The following is a 25,101-nucleotide window of genomic DNA, read 5'->3' as shown; positions in this document are numbered from 1 at the left end:
CATGAATATTCAAGAGGTTCTCGACGACATCACGGCAACCCTGCGTCCCGAACTGGGGCAAGCGGGCAAAGTCGCCGACTACATTCCCGCCCTTGCGCGCGTGCCGGCCGAACAATTCGGCATTGCCGTGCGCACGGCGAAGGGCCAGGAGTATGCCTCGGGCGACTGCGATGTGCCGTTCTCGATCCAGAGTATTTCCAAGCTGTTCTCCCTCACGCTGGCCATGCGCGCAATGGGCGATGACCTGTGGAAGCGCATCGGCCGCGAACCCTCGGGCAACCCGTTCAACTCGCTGGTGCAGCTGGAGCGTGAAGAAGGCGTGCCGCGCAATCCGTTCATCAACGCCGGCGCGCTGGCCGTGGCCGATCGCCTGGTCACGTGCGGCGACGGGCTGGACGATATCCTGGCATTTCTATCCAGTCTGTCGGGCGACGCGATCGGCATCGATGAAGAGGTTGCCGAGTCGGAAGCCGCCACAGGCTTTCGCAATGCCGCACTGGCGAATTTCATGAAGAGCTTCGACAAGCTCGACAACGACGTGGCCGCGGTGCTGCACGTGTACTTCCGGCAGTGCGCGATCGTGATGAACTGCCGCCAACTGGCGCGCGCCGCGACTTATCTCGCGCGCGATGGCGTACACCCGCGTCAGAAAACGGCCGTGCTGAGCGATCGGCAGGCGCGCCGCGTGAACGCACTGATGCTCACCTGCGGCACGTATGATGCCGCAGGCGAGTTTGCGTTTCGCGTAGGTTTGCCGTGCAAGAGCGGCGTGGGCGGCGGCATCGTCGCCGTCTTGCCCGACAAGCTCAGCCTGTGCGTGTGGTCGCCTGCGCTGGACGAATCCGGCAACTCGGTGCTGGGCATGCGCGCGCTGGAGCTTTTCGTGGCGAACACCGGGATGTCGGTGTTTTAACGCCGCATTCGCGCGTGCATGAATGTCCGCGACTAAGCCGCGTTCGCACGCGCGTAAGCCGCGACCTCGGCATGGGTCGCAAACCACGCGCCCTTCTCTTTCGCATAGCGAATCAGCTCTTCCAGGATCCAGATGCGCGAGCGCGCCGTGATGATGTGCGGGTGCATCGTCAGCTGAAAGAGCCCGCCCTCCTCCAAGGCGTAATCGAGTTCGCGCTTGAAGATGTCGAAGACGTCGGTGGGCGGCGTGTAGGGCCGCAAGGCCTGGCCGAAGCGCTGCATCATGAAGTACACCGCGTCGTCGCGGATCCACTCCACCGGCAACTCCACCACATTGGTCGGCTTGCCATCCAGGAGCAGCTCGTAGCAGTCCTCGTCGGCCATCAGCGACGAGTCGTATTCCAGACCCATCTCGACCGCGATGCGCAAGGTGTGCGGGCTGAAATCCCAAGACGGCGTGCGCATGCCCACAGGCCGCACGCCCGTGATCGACGTCAACGTATCGGACGCGCGCATCATCAGGTCGCGTTCGGCCTCATACGGCAGCACGGAATTGAGTTCGTGGATCCAGCCATGGATGCCGATCTCATGCCCGGCCGCGACCAGGCGGCGTTGCTCGTCGGCATGCAATAGCGCGGCCACAGCCGGCACATAGAAGCTCGCCTTCACATCGTAGCGATCGAGGATTTTCTCCACGCGCGGAATGCCGACGCGATTGCCGAACTGGCCCCAGCTCAAGCGGCCGATGGACTTGCCGCCATCGCGCAGCTCATTGGTTTCGTGGTCGCTATCGAACGACAGCGCCACCGCACACGGTGCCCCGCCCGGCCAGCTTTGGGGTCGCAACGTGCGCCCGGCGCGCGCTTTGTTGACCAGGCCGCGCCAGGTGTCTTCGGGCCATTGCCAGGGGAGCAACGCGTCGTTGTTTACTTGATCCATGATGTCTCCAGTGTGCGTTCAGCGGCCGCCATCGACCGAAATGATTTGGCCGTTGACCATGCCTGCCAGGTCTGACGCCAGAAATGCCGTCACGTTCGCAATATCTTCGGGCGTGCCCAATCGACGCAGGGCGATGCCTTCGAGCAGCGCCGCCTGTTTGGCCGCACCCATGGCATCCCATTGCCGCTCGGTGGCGTCGTTGGTGCGCACGAATCCCGGCGCAACCGCATTGACGCGAATGCCATGCGGTCCCAGCTCATGCGCCAGTTGCCGCGTGAGGCCCAGCACCGCATGCTTGGCCGCGCAATAGGCCTGCACCCCGGTCAACGACGCCTGCAGCGCGGCACCGGAACTGATGTTCACGATCACGCCCGAACCGCGTCGCTTCATCGATGGGGCCGCCGCTCGGCTCAGTGCGAACGTGCTGCCCAGATTGATGTCGATCACACGATCCCAGGCGGCATCGGTCACGTCTTCGATCGGTTGGTGCGCATGGCCCGCCACGCCACCGGCGTTGTTGATCAGGATGTCGATCGCACCGCCGGCGCGCGTTTCGACATCGCGTATCCAGGCGGCGCCCGCCTCGCGATCGCACAGGTCGACCACTGCGGTGGTCACGCCCACCCCGGCCAGCTCGGCGAGCCTGTCGGCCTGCACATCGCACCCATACACGTGCGCGCCGGCCCGCACGAAATACTCGGCGATGGCACGGCCAAAGCCGATGGCCGCACCACTCACGACAACCGTTTTGCCCTCAAAAGTCATGTTCATGCGCGCATCAACTCAAGCAGGTTGTCATCCGTCATCGGCCGTTTGCCATCTTCAATCTCGTGAATCATGGCGATCAATCCCGAAAGCCTGGGGCAAGCGATATCGTGCCGTGCGCCGGCGGCCACCACCGCGCCCAGCATCATGTCGACCTCGGTGCGGCGTTTGCGAATCGCCAGATCGCGCCAGATGCCCGAATGCGTTTTTGCATTGGGACGATTGAAGGCCACCATATCGGCCACACTGGCCCGCGCCTGTGCTTCGCTGGCGCCGGCCGTAAACGCTTCCGGCGAAAATCCATTGAAGCCCTGTGGCGTCACATGCTCGGCGGCGGCCACCGTCATCACTTCGCCGGCGATATCGCGCCACAACGGCAGAAGCTCCTCGCGCGCCAGGCAATCCGCGATGCCCAATTGCCCCACCGCTTGCGCGATCAGCAACGAGCCGTAGCCAAGCTTGCCCCACAGGTAGGATGCGATATCGTCGGTGACGATGGCATCGGGCTCGAAGTGCTGCAGGTCGTTATGCAGCGCTTGCAGGCGCGGGGTGATCTTGCCGTCCAGTTCGCCCACGACCACCGCCGCACGATTGCCGAACAGGATTTCGCCCGGCGCGATCCAGTCCGCGCCGAAATTGACGAAGGCGCCCACGGTGCGATGGGCACCTACTTCGGCCGCGATAAACGATTCGCACAAGCCGTTCTGCAGCGACAGCACATAGCCGTCGTCAGCCAGGAAGGGCTTGAGTGCCGCGCTGGCGGCGGCCGTATCCTGCGATTTGACCGCCAGGAATACGCGTTGCCATTTGCCCGTCACCTGATCGGGCGTCATGGCCGGCGCGGTGACGGTAAAGCTGTCGATCGGCCCGGTGATCCGCAAGCCGCGTTGCGGGTCGCGAATCGCCGCGACGTGATCGGCCACGATGTCGACGAACGTGACGTCATAGCCCGCACGCACGAGGAACGCGCCGACGGTGCCGCCGATCGCGCCGGCGCCCCAGATCAGAATATCTTTGTTGGACATGAATCCTCCCAGGTGTTGCGTGTCAGGCCAGTTTCTCGTGCGCGGTCTCTCGGAATCCCCAGATCACCACACCCGAAATCACCGCCGCCGCAATCACGTAGTAGGTGGGTGCGATGGGCGAACCGGTGCGATCGATCAGGTAAGTCGCGATGAACGGGGCGAAACCGCCGAAAATCGCAGTGGCCAGGCTGTAGCCGATCGAAAGCAGGGTCGTGCGCGACTTGGTTGGAAACAGCTCGCACAACGTGGCCGGTGCGGCACCGGAAAACGAGGCGATGAAGATATTGAAGAAGATCTGGATCGCCATGATCGTGTAGAACGAGCGGCTTTCGAGAATCAGACGGAACAGCGGATAGGCCAGCAGCGCGAAAACCACGCAGCACACGAGCAACAACGGTTTGCGCCCAATGCGATCCGACAGCCAGCCGAAGAACGGCGTGCTCAGCACCAGCACCACCAGCGCGACGGAGTTGGACGTCAATGCCTGCGTCGGCGTCAAGCCTGCATACTTGGTGAGGAACGTGGGCATGTACGACAGCATCAGGTAGTACGACACCGTCCAGATGATCGTGAAGCCGAATGCCTTGCTCATCAAACGCACGGCTTCGCCCTTGGGCATGGGCGCCACGGCCTGCGGGGCCGCTTGCGCTTCGGTGAAGGCGGGCGTTTCGGCCAGATTGCGGCGCATGTACACGCCCACCGGCAAAATGATGGCGCCCAGCAGGAACGGCACGCGCCACGCCCAGGCATCCATTTGCTCGGCCGTGAAGACGTAGGTCACGATCCCCACGATCACACTCGACAAGAGCGTTGCCGCGGCGATCGACGCTTGCCCCAGGCCACCGAAAAAGCCGCGTTTGTTGGGCGGTGCGGATTCGACGATGAACGCCGTTGCACTGCCCCACTCGCCACCGGCAGCCAACCCCTGCACCAGGCGCATCGCAACCAGAAGGATCGGCGCCATGATGCCGATGGTTTCATACGTGGGCAGCAGACCGATGCCAATGGTGCCCAGGCCCATGCCGAAGATGGTCAATTGCAACGCCGCGCGGCGCCCCAGCTTATCGCCGATGCGGCCGATGATGGCGCCACCCAGCGGACGCGCCAGAAAGCCGACGCCGAAGGCCGCAAAGCTTGCCAACAGGCCGGATACCTCGTCGCCATGAAAGAACTTGCGCGCCAGAATCGACGCCAGGAACGCATACACGATGAAATCGTAGTACTCCAGCACGTTGCCGATCATGGCAGCCGCAAGCTGACGCTTGGGGTTGAAGGCGGCGCCCGAGGGCGCGGCTGGCGGCACGACGGATATGGACTCGACTCGACTCATGTTCGATCAACCTATCTGCAAAAAGCCACGCAAGTGCGTGAGCGGAGAAGCCTGCCTGCGACAGACCGGGGATGCGATAACCTTCATGCGCAACGTTCATATATATGAACGATAGTCATAATTATGAATGACGCATCTTTTCACGTTGCCAAAAGGCACGTCTATCCGGGATAACGCGAATGCAGCAGGCGCAAAAAAGCCCCGACCGGGCGGGGCTGAGCGATGTGGCTGTGCGACGCCTTCACGCCGGCAGTTGAAACCGCCTTTCGAGTTCGCTCACGGTGTCGTGCAAGGCGCGCGTGATCTCCTTCTGCTTGTCCTGATAACGCACGGAAACGCACGCCACATTGACGATACCCACGGCCGTGCCCTGTGCGTCGCGCACCGGGGCGGAGATTCCCGTGCCGCCGCGCTCGTGCTCTTCGATCACGACGCAATAGCCCTGATCGCGCGCGCGATCCATTTCGGCATGCAGCCCCGGCAGATCGGTAATCGTAAACGGCGTCATGGCCTTGATGGGATGCAGGGCCAGGAGGGCTTCGCGCTCGGGGCGCGACATGGCCGACAGGAACATGCGTCCCATCGCCGTACAGTGCAAGGGAATCAGACGCCCGACCGTCATCTCATAGCGCAGCGGATTGGGCGACAGGCACTCCATCAGCAAACGCACCTGACCGGTGTCGGCCAACGCACCGAAACAGGTGGTCTCGCCAACCTCGGCCGTCAGCGCCTGCATCATCGGATGCGCCATCGCCATCAGCCGTGCCAAGGGGCTCCCGCCCCAGCCGAACCCTTGCGCGCGGAAGACTTCATTGAGCGCATACTGGCCCTGCTCGTCACGCAGCACATAGCCGCGCGAACAGAGCGTGCGCAGCAATCCGAGCGCACTGCTCTTGGGCATGGCGAACGCGCCGGAGACTTCCGCCAATGAGACGCTGCCTGGGTTGGCGGCGAAATACTCGAGCAGATCGAGTACGCGCGCGGCCGATCGGACGATCTCACTCATTGACGAAACGTTCCTTCACGTGTTTTCTTGGGGGTTTTCACGAGAGGCACTGTATCAGCAAAGTCGCCGCCTGCAAGTCACCCCACCGGGCCCGTCGCCCGCCACGATAAGGAATCGAGACATGCGTTCTTTCGTCTTTCAAACCACGCCCACGATCGTTTGCGAACAGGGCGCGGCCGCCACATTGAGTACAACGGTGAGCGCCCTGGGCGGTACGCGCGCGTTCGTGGTGACCGACCGCGGCGTGCTGGACGCCGGTATTGCCACGGCACCCGTTGCCGCGCTCACGCAAGCCGGCATCGAGGTCACCGTGTTCTCGGACGTACAGGCGGATCCGCCCGAAGCCGTGGTGTTGCAGGCCGTTGCGGCCGCACGAACCGCTGGGGCCGACATGGTGATCGGGTTGGGTGGCGGCAGTTCGATGGATACCGCAAAGCTGGTGGCGCTGCTTGCATGCACCGATCAGCCACTGGCCGATATCTACGGCATCGGCCTGGCACGCGGACCGCGCCTGCCGTTGATCCAGGTGCCCACTACCGCCGGCACAGGCTCCGAAGTCACCCCGATCTCGATCGTCACCACCCCCACCTCGGAAAAGAAGGGCGTGGTGTCGCCGCTGCTGCTGCCCGATGTGGCCGTGCTGGACAGCCTGCTGACGCTCGGGGTGCCCCCTGCCATCACCGCGATGACGGGGGTGGACGCGATGGTGCATGCCATCGAGGCGTATACCAGCCGCGTGAAAAAGAACCTGCTGTCCGACGCGCTCGCGATCAAGGCGCTGCAACTGCTGTATACCAACATCCGCATCGCCGTCACCGACGGGGCCCATGCGGATGCCCGCGAGAATATGCTGCTGGGTGCCACGCTCGCCGGCATGGCCTTCGCCAATGCGCCGGTGGCGGCGGTGCATGCGCTGGCCTACCCGCTCGGCGGTCACTTCCATCTCCCGCATGGGTTGAGCAATGCCTTGATGCTGACGGCCACGCTGCGCTTCAATCTCGGCTCGGCCCGCGCCGAGTATGCACAACTGGGCCGCGCCATCGACCCTGCGTTGGCCGCCGCCGATGACGCCAGCGCCGCCGAACGTTTCGTGGCATCGATCGCCGCGCTGGTGGCGGAGATGCCGTTCGCGCAATCTCTCCGTGCCGCCGGGGTGACCGAAACGGCGCTGCCGGTTCTGGCGGAAGACGCGATGAAGCAGCAACGGCTGCTGGTCAACAATCCCCGTGATGTGGCCTTGGCGGATGCGTTGCAGCTTTACCGGACGGCTTTCTGATACGACGTTCACGGCGAAGGCGTAGTCCCTCACTGCGCGCTTCGGTGGCTGGCGCATTCGCATGGCCCCATGTATAAAGGAGTGGACTTGAACGGCGGCCGCAGGGTGCCGGCAGTTGATGACATCAATGGCGCGTTGCGCGCTCGATCATTTCCACTTCAGGAATGCATTCATGTTCGACATCGACGCGCCGTCGGATGCCAGCCCCGTTTCGCGGGGCGCTCTGCCGTGGTTTCGCCGTCCTCCCGTCTGCCGTTTCGCCCTCCGCCGTTTCCCCGTACGCCATTTACCTGTCCGCCACGTCGGCAGCATTGCCGCGCTCATCGTCATCCTGTTGTTACCGGCCGCCGCGCCGGCCCAATCCTCCGGCGCACGCCCCGCATACGGCGCCCCCGGATACGCCCTTACCGCCGTGGACCCGCTGGCCCACACCATCGACGATATCGTGCGCCCGACGCTGGCCAGCCAGGCCATTCCGGCGCTTACCGTGGCGATCACCCAAAACGGCCACCGGCGCTATTTCACCTATATCGGCGGCGCCGGGCCCCGCATCGAGCGCGACACCATCGTCGAGATCGGCTCGATCACGAAAGTGTTCACCACCGCCTTGGCTGCCGAAGCCGCAAGCGCCGGTCAGATGTCGCTGGATGCCCCGATGCAGCAGTATCTGCCGCAGCTTCGGCTGAGTGACTGCGCCGCCCGCGTCACACCGCTGCAACTTGCCGATTTCACGTCGGGCATGCCCACACTGCCCGACAACGCGCCGGCGGCACTGCGCAACCGCGGCATCGACAACTACACCGAGCGCGATTTCCTGCAGTGGATCGCGGGCTGGAACCCCAGCGTGGACGGTCGCTGCACCACGCCCGCGCACTATGCGTACTCCAATGCCAGCGTGGGATTGCTGGGTCACATGGTGGCCAACGCCACCGGCACGCCCTGGCGCGAGCTCGTGGCCCAACACATCACCCTTCCGCTCGGCATGGTGGACACCGCCATGGATGTGCCGGCGCAACATCGCAATCGGCTCGCACAAGGCCACGGGCCACTGGGCGCACCCGCGATGCCGTGGCCGGTATTCGCCTGGTTCGCCGCCGGTGCCTTGCGGTCCACGCCCCAGGATATGCTGCGTTTCGGCGAAGCCGCGCTGGGCATGCCCCAGGTGGACGGCCATCGTGTGCCGGATCGGTTGACGCAGGCCTTGCGCACCGCCATGTCGCCCATCTATCAGCCCGACGGCAAACCGTTTCTGCAGGCCATGTCATGGGCCGTGCGTCCCGCCACGAGCGCGCCCGGCAGTGTGCCCGTCACGCTCAAGGATGGCGGCACGGATGGGTTCAATTCGGTGCTTGTGATCAGTCCGGACACCCAGGTTGCCGTGTTCGTGGTCGCGAACAAAGCGCAGTCGGGCGTGCCCGGTCTCGGCGTGGCGATCGCGCGGGCCATCCCGGCCGCAGCGCGCTCGACACTCGCCACGCAGTAAGACATCCCCGGCCGGCGCGCGCGCCGGTCCTACGTTGTGCAATGCGTTTCGACAGGTGAACATCATGGGCAATTCGCAAATCGCCATCATCGTCGCACTGTGCGTGTATGCGCTGTACCGGCAAACCGTGCGGCATACGATCGACGGGCATAACCGCTACAAGATCGCCATCATCTACGCCATCGTGGGCCTGGTCATCGGCGGCTTTCACGCGCCGCCCACCGCGCTGGCCTGGGCGTTCCTCGCAGGCGGCCTCGGGTTGAGCGCCATCGTCGGCTACGCACGCGGAAGGCTCACGCGCGTCTGGCAGCAGGACGGCCAGATCTACGCGCAAGGCACCGCGCTCACCATCACGCTGTTCGTCTTGTTGATCGCGCTGAAATTCGCCCTGGGCACCGCAGAGTATTTCATCGGGATCCGGATGCACGGCAGTTTCGGCGAGATCCTGATTCTCATCGCCGTAATGGTGGCGTTTCAGTCGCATATCGTCTGGCTGCGTGCGCAGGCATTGCAGGCGCAGCATCCGCGCGCAAGCGGCCCGTCGCTTGCGCGGCCGGCGGGTAACGGCCCGCTTGCTCGCATCGACACGATCGAAGGCAATTGATGTTCATGCATCTGGGCATCGGATTCGGGGTATTCGCTTGCGTATTCGCCTGCGCACTGCTGGGGCTCTATCTGCGCAACCGGCTGCCCGCCGATCACCTCAGCGACGACTCGGTGAATTCGATCAAGCTGGCGACAGGCCTGATTGCCACCATCGCCGCGCTGGTGCTCGGCTTGATGATCTCGTCGGCCAAAGGTTCGTTCGACAATGTGCGCAACGACCTGGTGCGCAATGCTGTCAACGTGATCGCTCTGGACCGTTCGCTGGCGCAATTCGGGCCGACGGCGCAGCCCCTGCGCGAGGCGCTCAAGCACAACTACGCCACGTGGGTCGCGCTTTTGGCCACGCGTGAAGAAATCGATCCCAGTGAACTCGATCGTGCCAATATCCTCAGCGACTTCGAGACCTTTCAATTGAATCTGGCGGCGCTGAAAACCACCACCGTGCAGCAGCAACGATTGCTGACGCGCGCCCTGAGCATGTCGGACGATGTGTTCTCGGCACGTTGGACGGCATTGATGCACAAGGATGGCTCGATTCCCATTCCATTGCTTGTCGTGGTGGTGTGCTGGCTCGCCGTGATCTTCGGCACGTTCGGTCTGGTCGCACCGCGCAACGCGACGGTCATCGTGTTTTTCCTGCTGTGCTCGCTCTCCGCATCGGGCGCAATATTCGTCATCCTTGAAACGGATACGCCACTGGACGGCATCATCTGCGTGTCGTTGACCCCCATGCAGGATGCGTTGGCGCGGCTGGGGTCGTAATCACGCCTGCGGTCGGCATCTGTTATGTTGGCGCCCTGTCATCGGGAGATTGCTTATGTCGTGGATTGCCAGTCGCTATGCCGCTTTTGCGTTGGTTGTGGTCGCATCGCTCGCCAGCCTCGCGCTGATCGTGACCGACTCGGCCTGGTGGCTGTTGCTGGCCTTGCCGGCGATTGCGCTGTCGATCCTTGGCGTGTACGACATCCTGCAGACCTCGCATGCGATCCGGCGCAACTATCCCGTGATCGGCAATCTGCGCTTCATCTTCGAGGCCATTCGGCCCGAGATCCGGCAGTATTTTCTCGAAGACGACACCAACGCCACGCCGTTCTCGCGCTCGCAGCGCTCGATCGTGTATCAGCGCGCCAAGCGCGAAATCGACAAGCGCCCGTTCGGCACGCAAGAGAACGTGTATGGCGACGGCTACGAGTGGATCAACCATTCGAGCGTGCCCACCCATATCGCCAGCAGCGACTTCCGCGTGCAAGTGGGCGGGCCGGCCTGTACGCAGCCGTATTCGATGTCGGTATTCAATATTTCGGCGATGAGCTTCGGCGCCATGTCGGCCAATGCCATCCTGGCGTTGAACGAGGGTGCCGCCAACGGCAACTTTGCGCACGATACCGGCGAAGGCGGTGTGAGCCGCTATCACAAGAAGCCGGGCGGCGCCCTGGTGTGGAATATCGGTTCGGGCTATTTTGGCTGCCGCGATGCCGACGGCGCGTTCTCGGAAAGCGCCTTTGCCGCCACAGCGTCGCTGCCCCAGGTCAAGATGATCGAGATCAAGCTGTCGCAGGGTGCCAAGCCCGGCCACGGCGGCGTCCTGCCCGGCAGCAAAGTCACGCTCGAGATCGCCGAAGCCCGGGGCGTCACGCCTTGGCAAGACTGCAATTCGCCGGCGGGCCACAGCGCATTCAAAACGCCGATCGAGTTGATGAAGTTCGTGCAAAAGTTGCGGGAGCTGTCGGGCGGCAAACCGGTGGGCTTCAAGTTTTGCCTGGGTCACCCGTGGGAATGGTTTGCCATGGTCAAAGCCATGCTGCATACCGGCATCACGCCCGACTTCATCGTCGTCGACGGCGCTGAGGGCGGCACGGGCGCCGCCCCCGTCGAGTTCGTCGATCATGTGGGCACGCCCTTGCGCGAAGGCCTGCGCCTGGTGCACAACACATTGGTGGGCGTCAACCTGCGCGAGAAGATTCGCATCGGTGCGTCAGGCAAGATCATCACCGCCTTCGACATGGCACGCACGCTGGCGATCGGCGCCGATTGGTGCAATTCGGCGCGGGGGTTCATGTTTGCCATCGGCTGCATCCAGGCGCAAACCTGCCATACCGGCAAGTGCCCAACGGGTGTGACCACGCAGGATCCGCTGCGCCAGCGCGCCTTGGTGGTGGGCGACAAGGCACCCCGGGTGGCGAGCTTTCACGCCAATACGCTGCATGCCTTGGCGGAACTCCTGGCCGCCGCCGGCCTGGAACATCCCGACGACCTGCGCCCGCATCACATCGCCAAGCGCATTTCGTCCAACGAAATCAAGTTGCTGTCGGCGTTGTTTCCCGAGCTCGCGCCAGGCGAATTGCTCGAGGGCAAGTTTCGCCACAACATTCTTGAAGCGGGGTGGGCGATGGCGCAAGCCGATTCATTTCAGCCCGTGCGCGACCTGACCTCGACGCTGGCGCTGCTCGAAGCGGAACAGGCCGAGCGTCATGCGCCGCTGAGCGACGCACCCAGCAAACGCGCGCAACCGGAGCGCGAAGCCGCCGCGGCCGAGTAAAAGCAATCGCCTGCCCCGCTATCGCCCCTCGGCGATCAGGAAATCCATCAGCGCCTGCAACGGCGCGTCGACCTGCATGTTTGCCCGCAGCCGCATCACATAGCGCCACGATCCGGCCATGCGCCGCTCGGGCATCAGTGCGACCAGCCGGCCGCTGGCCAACTCGGCATCGATCAAGGGCGCGCGGCCAAGCGCAATGCCGAAGCCGCCGGCCGCTGCGCCCACCACGGTGCTCATGCCTGTGAGCGTCAGCACATCCTGTTTGGGCGCCGGCCGCAACCCCACATGCCGGCGCCAGGTGCGCCAATCGGTTTCGGGGCTGGCCACATGTTCTTCCTGAATCAGGCGAAACCGGTCGAAAATCTGCGGATCGTCGCGCTCGGCCTCGGGCACCAGGGCCGGACTGCATACCGGGATGACCGTTTCGCGCACGAATGGGATATCGCCGGGCGCCGGCGCATGCGGACTCCCGGCACTCATGTGCAAGATCGCCAGCTCGATGCCGTGAGACTGCCAATCGGGATCCTGACTGGCGTGCAGGTGCACGCGGATCTGGATATCCGGATGCAGCATCGAGAACTTGCCGATGCGCGGCGCCAGCCAGAGCGATGCCAGCGACGCATTGGCCGACACGTGCAAGAGCCGCTGTCCGGCGTTGACCGCACTGGCCCTGACCTCGCGGCACGCCCCATCGAGTAGGGCCAGGGCCTGCTGCACGGCACGCAGCAACTCGAATCCGGCGTCGGTCGGTTCGGCCCGCGGCATGCCCCCGCCGCGCCGCAAAAGCGGCGTGCCGAGTTCGCCTTCGAGGCCACGCAGCTGATGACTGATCGCGCTCTTGGTCACGTTCAACTCGAGCGCGGCCTGGCTCAAACTGCCCAGACGCGCCACCGCCTCGAACGCCCGCAGCGCGCCCAGGGAGGGAAGTCGAGAGAAGATCGCGTTCATCCGGTTGAGTTTATCTCAACCGGACGTTGAAAAAGCATCGCTATCGCCGCGCGCGCGGTTGCGCGACTATTCGCTCCTCGGCTTGGAGTAAACACGATGTATTTCGATTATCGACTGTGGCAAATGATGGCCGGCCTGCGCGCCGGCATGGCGGGCGGCGTCGTCCTCGGCCTGCTGGCGCTGGGCGCCGGCATCGCGCGATTCGTGTTTCTGGGTTGGCTGCTGGCAGGCGTGTTTCGCGGCGAGCCGTGGCGCGATCTGCTGCCGTCCATCGTGGGCGTCGCCGCCATGGTACTGCTGCGCGCCGGGCTCGATCATCTGCGCGCGGTGCAGGCCCACCGCAGCGCCATCGCGGCACAGCACGTCTTGCGCGGCAAGCTCTACGACCGCATCGTCGCCCTGGGACCCGCCTGGTTTGCCAACCAGCGCACCGGCGGCATCATGCTCAGCGTGGTCGATGGGGTTGAGCAACTCGAAACGTTTTTCGGCACCTACCTGCCCCAAGTGGCGATCGCCGCCGTCGCCCCCTTCGCCATCTTTGCCGTGATCGCGTGGTGGGATCTGCCGGTCGCGTGCGTGCTGCTCGTGGCGGCGTTGTTTTCACTGTTCGCGCCCATGGCCGTTCACATGCTGGATCGCCGTGCGAGCCTGGCGCGCTCGCAGGCCATGAGCGCGTTCGGCGAAAGCTTCCTGGATGCCGTCCAGGGCCTGCCTACCCTGAAATCGTTCGGCCAAGGCAAGACGTGGGGCCGGCGGCTGGCCGAGCGCGCCCGGGCACTGTCGGATCAAACCTTCTGGGTGCTATCGGTGTCGCTCCTTACCCGCGGCGCAGCCGATCTGGGAATCGCCCTGGGTGCCGCCCTGGCGCTCACGCTGGGCGCCAGGCGCGTGGTCGACGGACAGATGAGCGTCGAGGCGCTCCTGATCGTGCTCATGGCCGGCACCGAGATCTTTCGCCCGTTGCGCGACCTGCGCAGCGTGCTGCATCGCGGCATGTTGGGCCAGTCGGCGGCCGACGGCATTCATGCGATCCTGCAAGCGCAGCCCGACCTGCCCCCTGCCGGCACCACCCGGGCAGCCCGCCTCACGCCCACCATCGCTTTCAATGCCGTCACGTTCTCGTATTCGGGCCGCCGCGCCGCCCATCGCGGCCTGGACTTCAACGTCAAGGCGGGCGAGCGCGTCGCCATCGTCGGCCCCAGCGGAGCGGGCAAGTCGACCATCGTGCGGCTGCTGCTGCGCGAGCACGATCCCGAATCCGGCAGCATCGTGGTGGGCGGACATGACCTGCGCGCCCTCGACACCGCCGATCTGCTGGCGCACATCGCCATCGTGGCGCAGGACAGCACCCTCTTTCACGGCACGATCGAAGACAATCTGCGCCTGGGCAAACCCGATGCAGGCAGCGACGCCGTGCGTGCGGCAGCGCGCGCCGCCAACGCGCACGACTTCATCATGGCTTTGCCGCAGGGCTACGACACGCGCATCGGCGAGCGCGGCCTGCAACTCTCGGGCGGCCAACGCCAACGCATCGCCATCGCGCGCGCCCTGTTGCGCGACGCGCCCATCCTGATTCTGGACGAAGCCCTGTCATCGGTGGACACCGAAAACGAAGCCGTCATCCAGGAGGCACTCAATCGCTTGATGGTGGGCCGCACCACGCTCATCCTGGCGCATCGACTGGCCAGCGTGATCGGTGCCGATCGCACCCTGGTGCTCGACGGCGGACGTGTGGTCGAGCAAGGCACGCATGCCGAGCTGATGCAGGCGCAAGGCTTGTATCACCGGCTGATGCACGAACAGGAAACCGTGGTCACCTCGCCGGGCAATCCGCCACGGAACGATGCGGTCGATCCACGTGTCATGTCGATGGACGACGCGGCTGTGGCAGGCAGCACGCCGCCCGCCGTTGACGATCCCATGCAAACCCGCGCCGAGGGGCATGCCGAAAGACAGGCCGCCGATCGCAGCGAAGCGCGCGCGGGTCCGGTGCTGCGCGAACTCGATGCCGATGCCGCCCAGGTCGGCTGGCGCGACACGATCAGCTCGTTGCTCTCCGTAATCGCGCCGTGGCGCGGCACGTTGATCCTCACGATCGCCCTGGGCGTGGCCCGCGTGGTCGCCTTCATCGGCGTGGGCGTACTGAGCGCGCTGGTGGTGGCCGCCATCCGCGATGGCCGCGAGATCGATAACCTGATCATCGCGCTGCTCATCACCGCGCCGCTGGCCGCGCTGTTCCATTGGCTCGAATCGTGGCTCGCGCACGCGATGGCCTACAAGCTGCTGGCCGACATGCGCATCGCATTATTCGACAAGCTCGAACGCCTGGCACCCGCCTATCTGCTGCGCCGCCGCTCGGGCGATCTCGTGGCGCTCGCCACGCAGGACGTCGAAATGGTGGAGTACTTCTACGCCCACACCGTGGCGCCCGCCATCGTGTCGGTCCTCGTGCCCTTGAGTGTGCTGGGCTTTCTGGCCGTGTTCAGCTGGCCGCTGGCGCTCGCGCTGTTGCCTTTCCTGGCCTACGCCATGCTCTCGCCCTTGCGCGGGCGCAAGCGTGTGGATGCGTTGGGCGGCGAAGCCCGCAGCGGCCTGGGCGCGCTCAGCGCCCACATTACCGACACCATCCAGGGCCTGGCGGACATCGTCGCGTTTCAAGCCGCCGGCCGCCGCCGCACCGAGTTCCTCGCGCTGGCGCAGCACTACGGCGAGCGCCGCATGCGCCTGCTGCGCGACCTGTCGGCGCAACAGGCCTATTTCGAGATCGCAACCGGTCTGGGCGGTCTGGCCGTGGCGGTGCTCGGCGCCTATCTGGTCACACTGGGAACCCTCTCGGCAGGCATGCTGCCGCTGCTGATCCTGATCGCGGTGGCGACCTTCCTGCCCGTTTCCGAAATCTCGCAGGTCAGCCGCCAACTGGCCGACACCATCGCTGCCACGCGTCGTTTGCATGTGGTGAGCCACGAGCCGGAACCCGTCGTCGATGGCCCCCTCGCGCCCGCAGCGCCGGTGGGCGGCTCGGCCATCGTGTTCGACGACGTCGGCTTTACCTATCCGGGCCGCACCCAACCTGCACTGCGTGAGCTGACGGTCGAGCTCGCCGCCGGCACCACCGTCGCGTTGGTCGGCCCGTCGGGTGCCGGAAAGAGCACCTTCGCAGGCCTGCTCATGCGCTTCTGGGATGTGCAATCCGGCGCCGTGCGCCTGGATGGCCACGATGTACGCGAGCTTGAGCTCGATGGCTTGCGCCAACGCGTCGCGCTGGTGGCGCAGGATACCTATCTGTTCAACGACACCCTCGAAGCCAATATCCGCCTGGCTCGACCCGACGCCAGCGCCGACGATCTCACGCAAGCGCTCGATCACGCCGCGTTGACGACGGTGGTGGCGCAACTGCCGGACGGCCTGGCCACGAAAGTGGGCGAACGCGGCGCGCAACTCTCGGGCGGACAACGCCAACGCATCGCCATCGCACGCGCGTTTCTGAAAAATGCACCGGTATTGGTGCTCGATGAAGCCACCTCGCATCTCGACACGCTGAGCGAGCTGCAGGTTCGGCACGCGCTGGACAAACTGATGCACGGCCGCACCACCTTGGTCATCGCCCATCGCCTGGCCACCATCCGCCATGCCGACACCATTCTGGTATTGAAGGACGGGCAACTGGCCGAACAGGGAACGCATGACGATCTGCTGGCGCAGGGCGGCGTCTACGCGCAGCTGTGGCATCGGCAAAGTGTTAAAACGGTCGAGGCCGCACCCGCGGCCGCAACCTGGAAAGATCATGAAGCTATTGCTTAAAATCGTGGGCGCCGTCCTCATCGTGATCGGCGGCATCTGGGTGCTGCAGGGCATCAACATCCTGCCGGGCAGTTTCATGACCGGACAGATGCAGTGGGCGATTTACGGCGCCATCGCGATGGCCGTCGGCGTGGTGCTGTTTCTGGTGGCACCGCGCCTGAAATGAACGATTGATCAGATAAAGTCGCTTGTCGCGCAGTTGCCGGTGCGCCCAGAATGGGCCATCACATTAGAACCCGGCTACCAGCATATGCGAGACCAGGGCTTTGAACTCCCCTACCAGCGGGCTCGGTCGATGACCTGGCCGGCTGATGATGCACAAGGTGCGGCGCAGTACGGGTTCACACAACGGCAGCGCGCGCACGCCCGGCCCCAACTTCGGCAGCATGATGCGGGGCAACACGGCAATGCCCACGCCGGCATTGACGAAGGCAATCACGGTTTGCGGCTGCTGCGCCTCGTACCGGATATCGAGTGTGATGCCGATCCCGGCCACGGCCTCGTCCACTACCGACCGCAGCGCCGCCATGCTGCTCAATACGATCATCGGGCATCCGGCCAATGCCGCCAGCGGCACACGCTGGCGCCGCGCCAGCGGATGGCCTTCGGGCACGACGGCGTAAAGCTCTTCGTCGAAAAGCGGCGCGAAATCGACCCGCGATTCGCCGGCCGCCAATGGGCCCAAACCAAAATCCACACTCTCGTCGCTCACTGCATCCACGATCTGCGTGGACTGCAGTTCGCGCACGCGCACCACCGCCTTGGGAAACCGGTCTTGAAAGGCAGCCACGATGGCGGGCAGGCGCGTGGCGGCGATGGTGGGCGACGACGCCAGCGTCACGACGCCTCGGCGCGCACTTACCGCATCCGTCAGCTCGTCCAGCCCCTCGGACAGATCGTCCAGGGTGCGTTGCACGCGATCGAGCAGCATCCGGCCTTCGAGCGTCAATTCGACGCGCCGCGTGGTGCGCATGAACAGCGCCACGCCAATCTGATCTTCGAGCGTTTTGATCTGCATGCTGACGGCCGACGGCGTACGCAGGCACTCGGCTGCGGCGCGCCTGAAGCTGCCGTGTTCGGCCACCAGCACGAACGTCTGCAAAAGCTTCAGATTGATATTCGCCACGCCGCCCCGTCCCCCAACGCCATCGTTGCATCGCGCGCACGGGCTTGATCCACGGGCGCGGCAGCGCTTTGTATTGTTGATTCTGTTCAAAGGAGTATAGCTGTGTCCACACGCACTTTCGTGCCGCGCCGGCCGCGTCTGCAACGATCCGAACTGGCCGTTCCCGCCACCTCCGCCCGCTTTTTCCAGAAGGCGGCCGAGGGCGCTGCCGACGCGATTTTCATCGATCTGGAAGACGCCGTTGCCGATGCGCGCAAGGTGGATGCGCGCGCCCTCGCCATCCAGGCGATCAACAGTCACGACTGGCGCAACAAGACGCTATCGGTGCGCGTCAATGGCCTGGACACCCCCTGGGGCCAGCGCGACATCCTCGAGCTCGCCACGCACTGTCCGCGCCTGGACATGATCCTGTTGCCCAAGGCGGGCTGCGCGTTCGACGTGCGCTTCGTCGATCAACTGCTCATCGGGGTCGAACACGACACGCCGCGCGAGCGGCCCATCGGCATCGAGGTGCTGATCGAGACCGCGCAAGGCGTGGCCTATGCCGAAGAGATCGCCAGCGCCAGCAACCGGCTCGAGGCCATGATCTTCGGCGTGGGCGATTTCACCGTCGACATGCGCACCTACGATCGCGTGTTCGGCCGTCCCAGCGCCCGCTATGCCGTGATGACCAATCCCGATGCCGAAGGACGACGCGACACCCATTGGAACGATCAATGGCACTTCGCGCAGGCCCGCATCGCTGCCGCGTGCCGCGCCAACGGGCTGCGCGCCATCGATGGCCCCTTCACCGATTTCGGCGATCCCGACGGCTACACCGCGTCGGCGCAACGCGCAGCCGCCCTGGGCTTCGAAGGCAAGTGGGCCATCCACCCGTCGCAGATCGCGCAGGCCAACGCGCTCTTTTCCCCCACCGATGAAGAAACGCAGTGGGCCGTGCGCATCGACGAGGCGCTGCGTCGATCCACCGCCAGCGGCAACGGCGCATTCGCCGAGAAGGATGTGCTGATCGATCTGGCGCACGGCAAACTGGCCCGCTCCTTACTCGCGCGGCAAGCCGCCATCGATGCCTTCGAACGTGCCGCCCACCGCAACGCATCGACCGTGAGTGCCTGACATGACCCAAGCCGCTCCGCTGGCCGATATCCGGGTACTGGACATCGCCACCTTCGTGGCCGCACCGTTCTGCGGCACCATCCTCGGCGACTTCGGCGCCGAGGTCATCAAAATCGAGAAACCCGGCGAGGGCGATCCGCTGCGAAAATTCGGCACGCCCTCGGAGGCCGGCGATACCTACGTCTGGCTGAGCGAATCGCGCAACAAAACCTGCATGACGCTCGACTTGCGCACGCCCGATGGCCGCGACACCTTTCTGGCGCTGGTCGCCAAATCGCACGTCGTGCTCGAAAATTTCCGCCCCGGCACGCTGGAAAAATGGGGATTGGGGATGGACGTGCTGCGCGCGGCCAACCCGAAGATCGTGCTGCTGCGCGTGAGCGCCTACGGGCAAACGGGCCCTTACCGCGAGAAGGCCGGTTTCGCGCGCGTGGCCCACGGATTCAGCGGTCTGTCGCATCTGGCGGGCGAAGCCGACGGGCGGCCCGTCGTACCGGGATCGACATCGCTGGCCGACTACACCTCGGGCATCTGGGGCGCACTCGGCGTGCTGCTCGCGCTGCGTGGGGTGGATCGCGGTGAACCGGGCCAGGTGATCGACGTGTCGCTGTACGAATCGATGTTTCGCCTGCTCGACGAAATGGTGCCGGTATACGCGAAGCACGGGGTGGTGCGCGGGCGCCTGGGTGCGGATGTACCGCACGTGGTACCGCATGGCCATTGGCAAACCAGCGAAGGCAAGTGGGTGGCCCTGGCGTGTTCGAGCGACAAGATCTTTGCGCGGCTGGCGCGCTTGATGGGCGACACCCCGCTGGCCGACGCGCGCTTTGCAAGCAACGCTCAGCGTGTGGCCGCGCGCGCCGAAGTCAACGCCGCGATCGCCTTATGGGTCGGTCGCCACACACGCGAGGCGGTGGTGGCGCTGTGCGACGACGCGGGTGTGCCGTGCGGCCCAATCTACGCGGTGGACGATATCTTCACCGACCCGCAGTATCAGGCGCGCGGCAATCTGGTCACCACCACGGATACGCGTGCCGGCGAGGTGGTCGTGCCGTCCGGCATGCCGATGATGTCGGCCACGCCGCCCACCCTGCGCCATCTGGGCCGGGCGCTGGGCGCGGATACCAACGCTATTCTTGAACGTGTGCTGGGCCTGGCGCCCGAACGCATCGAGGCGCTCAGAACCAACCGCACCCTTTGATCATCGCTCGACCCGACGCAGCCGATACAGGCGCGCACCACAGGAGACACGCACCATGGCCGTTTCATTGCCCCCCGCCCCGCGCGCACGTTCGTTCATTGCCGCCCTGGGTTTGACGTTGAGTGTTGGCGTCTTCGCGCAAGCTGCGTTGGCGGCCGCACCGTATCCGAGCCGGCCCGTCATGGTGATCGTCGCCTCGCAACCCGGTGGCTCGATCGACTATCTGGCGCGTCTGCTGTCCGAGCCTTTGTCCAAAGCACTGGGTCAACCCGTGCTGGTCGAAAACAAACCGGGCGCCAGCGGCAACATCGGCAATCAATACGTCGCGGCCGCGCCGCCCGATGGATACACGCTGCTGCTCTCGTACAACGGCTTCCACGTGGGCAACCCACACCTCTTCAAGAACGCGGGCTGGGATCCCATCAAGGATTTTGCGCCCATCGGCATGGTGGCGCGCTCGCCGCAGGTGTTTGTGGTCAACGCGAAGTTGCCCGTCAATTCGATCAAGGAATTGATCGACTATGCGCGTGCCAATCCGGGCAAGCTCGATTACGCCTCATCGGGCAATGGCTCGGTGCCGCATGTGGCGGGCGAATTGTTCAAACAGATCACCGGTACCAAAATCGAGCACATCCCCTACAAGGGTGCAGGCGGTGCCGTCCAGGATCTGGCGGCCGGCCAGGTCGACATGTACATCACCAGCGCAGCCGGTGTGATGCCACAGATAAAGGCGGGGCGGATCAAGGCGCTCACCGTGACGGGTGACACACGGCTGACCTCGCTGCCCGATGTGCCCACGGCCAAGGAAGCGGGTCTGCAAGGGTTTGAACTCGACTCATGGTTTGCGTTGTATGCCCCCAAAGGCACGCCCGACCCGATCGTGCAGCGCCTGCACACCGAACTCGACAAGCTGCTGAGCGATCCTGCGCTGATCAAGCAGGCCGAAGGCCAAGGCATGACGTTCGAAAAAATGAGCTCGACCGACCTTGCCGCCTATACCAAGCAGCAACTCGATTACTGGGGCAAGGTGATCGCGGATGCCAAGCTGACGATGGATTGATTCAAGGCGCGGGCTTAGCGAGCAGCACATTCACGTTTGCGTCCTCGCCCGCGCATTGCAAGGTGATGCCCAGCGGCACCTGCCGCACGGGCGGCACGGCTCTACCGTAGCGATAGGGAAACAAGCCACGCTGCCCGCCGCCAAATGAGGCGGGCATGCCGCAGGCACACGGCAGGCATACGGCGGCCAAGCCATCAAGATTTGTCGGTCGCGCATAACCGCCGGTTATCGATGCGGCTGCCCAGCAATCGATTCGTCGCCGAATTGTGTTTGATTTCAATCGATTAGCGCGCATCGCGCTGCGGCTGGCGCGGCGCGGCAGAAGGTTGCCCCCCGACGCCATCGCGCTCACAATCGATCGGCATTGCGAGCCGGCCGCTCTCCGGCGGCCGCGCTTCGCAGTGCCCATCCTTCACGTAAAGAGAACACGCCATGACGAGACTTGCGCGCATTGCCGCCGCCCAGATGGGTGCGGTCAATCGATCCGACGCCCGCCCGCACACGTTGCAGCGCATGATCGCGTTGCTCGAGAACGCGGCGAGCCAAGGGGCACAGTTGGTCGTGTTTCCCGAACTGGCGTTGACCACGTTTTTTCCGCGCTGGTTGCTGTCGCCTGAAGAGGTGGAAGGCTACTTCGAAGCCGCCATGCCGAACCCCGACGTGCAGCCGCTCTTTGAGCGCGCCCGAGAATTGAAGGTCGGCTTCTATCTGGGCTACGCCGAAAAAACGCCGCAGGGCAAGCATTACAACAGCGCCATTACCGTGGCGCCCGACGGCACGATCATCGGCCACTATCGCAAGGTACACCTGCCCGGCTCGGTGGAGCCGCGGGAAGGCGCACGCGTGCACCAACTCGAAAAACGCTACTTCGAATACGGCGACCTCGGCTTTCAAGCGTTCTACGGTCCGCAAGCCTGGGGCGCGCCCGTGACCGGCATGCTGATCTGCAACGACCGCCGCTGGCCGGAAGCGTGGCGCAGCTACGGGTTGCAAGGCTGCGAACTGATGTTGATGGGCTATAACTCCGCCGCTTACGATCCCAATGGCGGGTCGAGCGAAGACGCCGCCTTGCGCACATTTCATTCGCTGTTGGCCACCCAGGCCAACGCCTATATGAACTCGACCTGGGCCGTGAGCACCGCGAAGGCGGGTGTGGAAGACGGCTTCGGCCTGATCGGCGCCAGTTGCATCGTCGACCCCAACGGCGTAATCGTCGCGCAGGCCCAAACCCTCGACGACGAGGTCATCGTGGCCGATTGCGACTTCGATGCCTGCAAGCAGGGTCAGGAGAAAATGTTCAACTTCGCCAATCATCGCCGGCCCCAGCACTACGCGCGGCTGGTCGATCAAGTGGGCGCCGTCCGTCCGCCAGAAGACATCGCTCGGCCATCGTGAGCACCGCGCGCATGGCCTCGTGGCGGCGGCTGCGACGGCCTGCGGTTCGCGGCCGGCGCCGCGCGCAGCATGCCGTCGCCAGCCCCCGGTATCGGAGCGTGCTGCGTGCGGGATCACGCGTCACATCGCCCACGCAAACCGCCCCGAGCGGCCCACCCGGCACCGGGACGATGCCGCGCTCACCCTTCACTTTGCTGAAACCCTCGATTTTGGCGACAATGCTCGATGCAGCTGAACGAGGCTGGCGCTTTCATTGCCCCTGGGTAGCGGTGCGCCTGCCAGCGTTTTCGCCATTTCTAATGCAGCAAGGTTAACGAGAAAAATGTCTACTACTTCGAAGATCATTTACACGCTTACCGACGAAGCTCCCGCCCTCGCGACGTACTCCCTGCTTCCGATCGTCAAAGCGTTTACCCGCTCGTCGGGCATTGCCGTAGAAACCCGCGACATTTCGCTGGCCGGCCGCATTATTGCGTCGTTCCCCGACTTCCTGGACGACAAGCAAAAGATCAAGCAAGACCTGGCCGAACTCGGCGAGCTAGCCACCAAGGCCGAAGCCAACATCATCAAGCTGCCCAACATCAGCGCGTCGATTCCGCAGTTGAAGGCCGCCATCAAAGAACTTCAAAGCCAGGGCTACAAGCTCCCGGATTACCCGGATGACGCCAAGACCGATGCCGACCGCGATGTGAAAGCACGCTACGACAAGATCAAGGGCAGCGCCGTCAATCCCGTGCTGCGCGAAGGCAACTCCGACCGCCGCGCGCCGTTGTCGGTCAAGAACTACGCCCGCAAGCACCCCCACAAGATGGGTGCCTGGAGCACCGATTCGAAGTCGCATGTGTCGCACATGGACGGCGGCGATTTTTACGGCAGCGAAAAATCCGCACTGATCGCCGAAGCCGGCAGCGTCAAGATCGAACTGACCACGGCCGATGGCAAGAAGACGGTGCTGAAAGAAAAAACCGCCGTGAAAGCCGGCGAGATCATCGACGCTTCGGTGTTGAGCAAGAACGCCCTGCGCACCTTCATCGAGGCGCAGATCGCCGATGCGAAGGCCAAGGGCGTGCTGTTCTCGGTGCACCTGAAAGCCACGATGATGAAGGTTTCCGATCCCGTCATCTTCGGTCATGTGGTGTCGGTGTTCTACAAAGACGTGCTGACCAAGCATGCCGACACGCTCAAGAGCGTGGGCTTCGACGCCAACAACGGCATCGGCGACCTCTACGCCAAGCTGAAAGAACTGCCCGCCGACAAGCAGGCCGAAATCGAAGCCGACTTGAAGGCCGAATATGCTCAGCGCCCGCAATTGGCGATGGTCAACTCCGACAAGGGCATCACCAGCCTGCACGTGCCCAGCGACGTGATCGTCGACGCCTCGATGCCCGCGATGATTCGCGACTCGGGCAAGATGTGGGGCCCGGACGGCAACCTGCACGACACCAAAGCCGTGATCCCCGACCGTTGCTATGCCGACGTCTATCAAGTGGTGATCGACGACTGCAAGCAAAACGGCCCCTTCGATCCCGTCACGATGGGCAGCGTGCCCAACGTAGGCTTGATGGCGCAGGCCGCTGAAGAATACGGCTCCCACGACAAGACGTTCCAGATCGCCGCTGCCGGCACGGTCACCGTGACCGACACTGCAGGCAAGGTGCTGCTGGAGCAGAAGGTCGAGGCCGGCGATCTGTGGCGCATGTGCCAGACCAAGGATGCTCCGATCCAGGATTGGGTGAAGCTTGCCGTGAACCGCGCGCGCGCCACCGGCACGCCGGCCGTGTTCTGGCTGGACTCGGGTCGCGCCCACGACGCGCAGATCATCGCCAAGGTCAATCAGTACCTGAAGGATCACGACACCAACGGTCTGGATCTGCGCATCCTGTCGCCGGTGGAAGCCACCAAGTTCTCGCTGGCTCGCATCCGCAAAGGTGAAGACACGATTTCGGTCACCGGCAACGTGCTGCGCGATTACCTGACCGATCTGTTCCCCATCATGGAACTGGGCACCAGCGCCAAGATGCTGTCGATCGTGCCGCTCATGGCCGGTGGCGGTCTGTTTGAAACGGGTGCTGGCGGTTCGGCCCCCAAGCACGTGCAGCAGTTCGTGGAAGAAGGCTTCCTGCGCTGGGATTCGCTGGGCGAGTTCCTCGCGTTGGCCGCCTCGCTCGAGCACCTGGGCAACGCCACCAAGAACGCCAAGGCGCTGGTGCTGGCCAAGACGCTCGACCAGGCTACCGGCAAGTTCCTTGATCTGGACAAGTCGCCCGCGCGTAAGGTGGGGGGTCTGGACAACCGCGGCAGCCACTTCTATCTCGGCTTCTACTGGGCCCAAGCCTTGGCCGAGCAAACCGAAGATCCGGCCCTGCAAGCGCAGTTCAAGGGTGTGGCCGAAAAGCTTGCCCAGGACGAAACCAAGATCCTGGACGAACTGAAGGCTGCCCAAGGCAAACCGGTCGACATCGGCGGCTACTACCGTCCGAATACCGACAAGACGTCGCAAGCCATGCGCCCCAGCAGCACGCTGAACGGCACCGTGGACGCGATCAAGTAATACCGGCGCCCGTGTAGTCACC

General features: G+C 64.4%; 21 protein-coding genes. 13 read left to right on the top strand and 8 right to left on the bottom strand.

Annotation, left to right across the window (positions count from 1 at the left end; genetic code table 11):
• Window position 1: 1 nt before the first annotated feature.
• Window positions 2-913, top strand: a complete 912-nt coding sequence (locus EYW45_RS05175) for a glutaminase (protein ID WP_161134284.1) — start codon at window positions 2-4, stop codon at window positions 911-913.
• Window positions 914-945: 32 nt separating this feature from the next.
• Here the strand turns inward: EYW45_RS05175 and EYW45_RS05170 are convergent, their stop codons facing one another.
• From EYW45_RS05170 to EYW45_RS05150, 5 genes are all read right to left on the bottom strand, one after another.
• Complete coding sequence (locus tag EYW45_RS05170) at window positions 946-1,851, bottom strand: polysaccharide deacetylase family protein (RefSeq protein ID WP_161134283.1); 906 nt, start codon at window positions 1,849-1,851, stop codon at window positions 946-948.
• 18 nt (window positions 1,852-1,869) lie between these two features.
• Window positions 1,870-2,622, bottom strand: coding sequence for an SDR family NAD(P)-dependent oxidoreductase (locus EYW45_RS05165; protein WP_161134282.1), 753 nt, complete (start codon window positions 2,620-2,622; stop codon window positions 1,870-1,872).
• Window positions 2,619-3,641, bottom strand: coding sequence for a ketopantoate reductase family protein (locus EYW45_RS05160; RefSeq protein WP_161134281.1), 1,023 nt, complete (start codon window positions 3,639-3,641; stop codon window positions 2,619-2,621). The genes EYW45_RS05165 and EYW45_RS05160 overlap by 4 nt, the downstream gene beginning before the upstream one ends.
• Window positions 3,642-3,663: 22 nt before the next feature.
• Window positions 3,664-4,971, bottom strand: a complete 1,308-nt coding sequence (locus EYW45_RS05155; protein ID WP_161134280.1) for an MFS transporter — start codon at window positions 4,969-4,971, stop codon at window positions 3,664-3,666.
• 241 nt (window positions 4,972-5,212) lie between these two features.
• Window positions 5,213-5,977: an IclR family transcriptional regulator gene (locus EYW45_RS05150; protein WP_161134279.1), complete on the bottom strand. Its 765-nt coding sequence runs from the start codon at window positions 5,975-5,977 to the stop codon at window positions 5,213-5,215.
• Between the two features lie 121 nt (window positions 5,978-6,098).
• Between EYW45_RS05150 and EYW45_RS05145 the strand changes: the two genes are divergently transcribed.
• From EYW45_RS05145 to EYW45_RS05125, 5 genes are all read left to right on the top strand, one after another.
• Window positions 6,099-7,253, top strand: a complete 1,155-nt coding sequence (locus tag EYW45_RS05145) for an iron-containing alcohol dehydrogenase (protein WP_161134278.1) — start codon at window positions 6,099-6,101, stop codon at window positions 7,251-7,253.
• 172 nt (window positions 7,254-7,425) lie between these two features.
• Window positions 7,426-8,736 (top strand): serine hydrolase domain-containing protein, encoded by a 1,311-nt coding sequence (locus tag EYW45_RS05140; RefSeq protein WP_161134277.1) that lies wholly within the window; start codon window positions 7,426-7,428, stop codon window positions 8,734-8,736.
• Window positions 8,737-8,800: 64 nt separating this feature from the next.
• Entirely contained in the window at window positions 8,801-9,340 is a 540-nt protein-coding gene (locus EYW45_RS05135; RefSeq protein ID WP_161134276.1) for a DUF1453 family protein, read from the top strand.
• Window positions 9,340-10,104 (top strand): bestrophin-like domain, encoded by a 765-nt coding sequence (locus tag EYW45_RS05130; protein WP_235938852.1) that lies wholly within the window; start codon window positions 9,340-9,342, stop codon window positions 10,102-10,104. The genes EYW45_RS05135 and EYW45_RS05130 overlap by 1 nt, the downstream gene beginning before the upstream one ends.
• A gap of 55 nt (window positions 10,105-10,159) precedes the next feature.
• Complete coding sequence (locus tag EYW45_RS05125) at window positions 10,160-11,881, top strand: FMN-binding glutamate synthase family protein (RefSeq protein ID WP_161134275.1); 1,722 nt, start codon at window positions 10,160-10,162, stop codon at window positions 11,879-11,881.
• Between the two features lie 18 nt (window positions 11,882-11,899).
• On the opposite strand, the gene EYW45_RS05120 is transcribed toward EYW45_RS05125, so the two are convergent.
• Window positions 11,900-12,829 carry a LysR substrate-binding domain-containing protein gene (locus EYW45_RS05120; RefSeq protein WP_161134274.1) on the bottom strand — a complete coding sequence of 310 codons (930 nt, stop codon included), beginning with the start codon at window positions 12,827-12,829 and terminating at the stop codon, window positions 11,900-11,902.
• Between the two features lie 96 nt (window positions 12,830-12,925).
• On the opposite strand from EYW45_RS05120, the gene EYW45_RS05115 reads away from it, so the two are divergent.
• Together EYW45_RS05115 and EYW45_RS05110 are read left to right on the top strand one after the other, a co-directional pair.
• Window positions 12,926-16,630, top strand: coding sequence for an ABC transporter ATP-binding protein/permease (locus EYW45_RS05115; protein ID WP_161134273.1), 3,705 nt, complete (start codon window positions 12,926-12,928; stop codon window positions 16,628-16,630).
• Window positions 16,614-16,796, top strand: a complete 183-nt coding sequence (locus EYW45_RS05110; protein ID WP_161134272.1) for a hypothetical protein — start codon at window positions 16,614-16,616, stop codon at window positions 16,794-16,796. The genes EYW45_RS05115 and EYW45_RS05110 overlap by 17 nt, the downstream gene beginning before the upstream one ends.
• Before the next feature lie 63 nt (window positions 16,797-16,859).
• Here EYW45_RS05110 and EYW45_RS05105 read toward each other — a convergent pair whose 3' ends face one another.
• Window positions 16,860-17,756, bottom strand: a complete 897-nt coding sequence (locus EYW45_RS05105) for a LysR family transcriptional regulator (RefSeq protein ID WP_161134271.1) — start codon at window positions 17,754-17,756, stop codon at window positions 16,860-16,862.
• Between the two features lie 102 nt (window positions 17,757-17,858).
• Here EYW45_RS05105 and EYW45_RS05100 point away from each other — a divergent pair, with 102 nt between their 5' ends.
• The 3 genes from EYW45_RS05100 to EYW45_RS05090 are packed head-to-tail and all read left to right on the top strand — an operon-like array spanning window position 17,859 to window position 21,133.
• Complete coding sequence (locus EYW45_RS05100) at window positions 17,859-18,872, top strand: HpcH/HpaI aldolase/citrate lyase family protein (protein ID WP_161134270.1); 1,014 nt, start codon at window positions 17,859-17,861, stop codon at window positions 18,870-18,872.
• Window position 18,873: 1 nt separating this feature from the next.
• The gene (locus EYW45_RS05095; RefSeq protein WP_161134269.1) at window positions 18,874-20,073 is read left to right on the top strand and encodes a CaiB/BaiF CoA transferase family protein; all 1,200 of its coding nucleotides are present in this window, start codon (window positions 18,874-18,876) and stop codon (window positions 20,071-20,073) included.
• Window positions 20,074-20,128: 55 nt separating this feature from the next.
• On the top strand, window positions 20,129-21,133 hold the full coding sequence (locus EYW45_RS05090) for a Bug family tripartite tricarboxylate transporter substrate binding protein (RefSeq protein ID WP_161134268.1): 1,005 nt from the start codon (window positions 20,129-20,131) through the stop codon (window positions 21,131-21,133).
• 1 nt (window position 21,134) lies between these two features.
• On the opposite strand, the gene EYW45_RS05085 is transcribed toward EYW45_RS05090, so the two are convergent.
• Window positions 21,135-21,290 carry a hypothetical protein gene (locus EYW45_RS05085; RefSeq protein ID WP_161134267.1) on the bottom strand — a complete coding sequence of 52 codons (156 nt, stop codon included), beginning with the start codon at window positions 21,288-21,290 and terminating at the stop codon, window positions 21,135-21,137.
• A gap of 275 nt (window positions 21,291-21,565) precedes the next feature.
• Between EYW45_RS05085 and EYW45_RS05080 the strand changes: the two genes are divergently transcribed.
• Together EYW45_RS05080 and EYW45_RS05075 are read left to right on the top strand one after the other, a co-directional pair.
• Window positions 21,566-22,528, top strand: a complete 963-nt coding sequence (locus EYW45_RS05080) for an N-carbamoyl-D-amino-acid hydrolase (RefSeq protein WP_161134266.1) — start codon at window positions 21,566-21,568, stop codon at window positions 22,526-22,528.
• Window positions 22,529-22,850: 322 nt separating this feature from the next.
• A complete protein-coding gene (locus tag EYW45_RS05075; RefSeq protein ID WP_161134265.1) occupies window positions 22,851-25,079 on the top strand; it encodes an NADP-dependent isocitrate dehydrogenase in 2,229 nt (742 codons plus the stop codon).
• Window positions 25,080-25,101: the final 22 nt, after the last annotated feature.

Origin of the sequence: Schauerella aestuarii (assembly GCF_009866805.1) — a bacterium.
Taxonomy (GTDB): domain Bacteria; phylum Pseudomonadota; class Gammaproteobacteria; order Burkholderiales; family Burkholderiaceae_B; genus Schauerella; species Schauerella aestuarii.
The sequence above is the reverse complement of the archived record's forward strand: the minus strand, read 5'-3'. Positions and strand labels throughout refer to the sequence as shown.

Coding starts and splice junctions, on each gene's coding strand:
- EYW45_RS05160 (WP_161134281.1), bottom strand. CDS start 3,641: ATGTCCAACAAAGATATTCTGATCTGGGGCGCCGGCGCGATCGGCGGC.
- EYW45_RS05155 (WP_161134280.1), bottom strand. CDS start 4,971: ATGAGTCGAGTCGAGTCCATATCCGTCGTGCCGCCAGCCGCGCCCTCG.
- EYW45_RS05075 (WP_161134265.1), top strand. CDS start 22,851: ATGTCTACTACTTCGAAGATCATTTACACGCTTACCGACGAAGCTCCC.
- EYW45_RS05135 (WP_161134276.1), top strand. CDS start 8,801: ATGGGCAATTCGCAAATCGCCATCATCGTCGCACTGTGCGTGTATGCG.
- EYW45_RS05080 (WP_161134266.1), top strand. CDS start 21,566: ATGACGAGACTTGCGCGCATTGCCGCCGCCCAGATGGGTGCGGTCAAT.
- EYW45_RS05130 (WP_235938852.1), top strand. CDS start 9,340: ATGTTCATGCATCTGGGCATCGGATTCGGGGTATTCGCTTGCGTATTC.
- EYW45_RS05110 (WP_161134272.1), top strand. CDS start 16,614: ATGAAGCTATTGCTTAAAATCGTGGGCGCCGTCCTCATCGTGATCGGC.
- EYW45_RS05115 (WP_161134273.1), top strand. CDS start 12,926: ATGTATTTCGATTATCGACTGTGGCAAATGATGGCCGGCCTGCGCGCC.
- EYW45_RS05170 (WP_161134283.1), bottom strand. CDS start 1,851: ATGGATCAAGTAAACAACGACGCGTTGCTCCCCTGGCAATGGCCCGAA.
- EYW45_RS05090 (WP_161134268.1), top strand. CDS start 20,129: ATGGCCGTTTCATTGCCCCCCGCCCCGCGCGCACGTTCGTTCATTGCC.
- EYW45_RS05165 (WP_161134282.1), bottom strand. CDS start 2,622: ATGAACATGACTTTTGAGGGCAAAACGGTTGTCGTGAGTGGTGCGGCC.
- EYW45_RS05175 (WP_161134284.1), top strand. CDS start 2: ATGAATATTCAAGAGGTTCTCGACGACATCACGGCAACCCTGCGTCCC.
- EYW45_RS05140 (WP_161134277.1), top strand. CDS start 7,426: ATGTTCGACATCGACGCGCCGTCGGATGCCAGCCCCGTTTCGCGGGGC.
- EYW45_RS05150 (WP_161134279.1), bottom strand. CDS start 5,977: ATGAGTGAGATCGTCCGATCGGCCGCGCGCGTACTCGATCTGCTCGAG.
- EYW45_RS05095 (WP_161134269.1), top strand. CDS start 18,874: ATGACCCAAGCCGCTCCGCTGGCCGATATCCGGGTACTGGACATCGCC.
- EYW45_RS05120 (WP_161134274.1), bottom strand. CDS start 12,829: ATGAACGCGATCTTCTCTCGACTTCCCTCCCTGGGCGCGCTGCGGGCG.
- EYW45_RS05145 (WP_161134278.1), top strand. CDS start 6,099: ATGCGTTCTTTCGTCTTTCAAACCACGCCCACGATCGTTTGCGAACAG.
- EYW45_RS05085 (WP_161134267.1), bottom strand. CDS start 21,290: ATGCCCGCCTCATTTGGCGGCGGGCAGCGTGGCTTGTTTCCCTATCGC.
- EYW45_RS05125 (WP_161134275.1), top strand. CDS start 10,160: ATGTCGTGGATTGCCAGTCGCTATGCCGCTTTTGCGTTGGTTGTGGTC.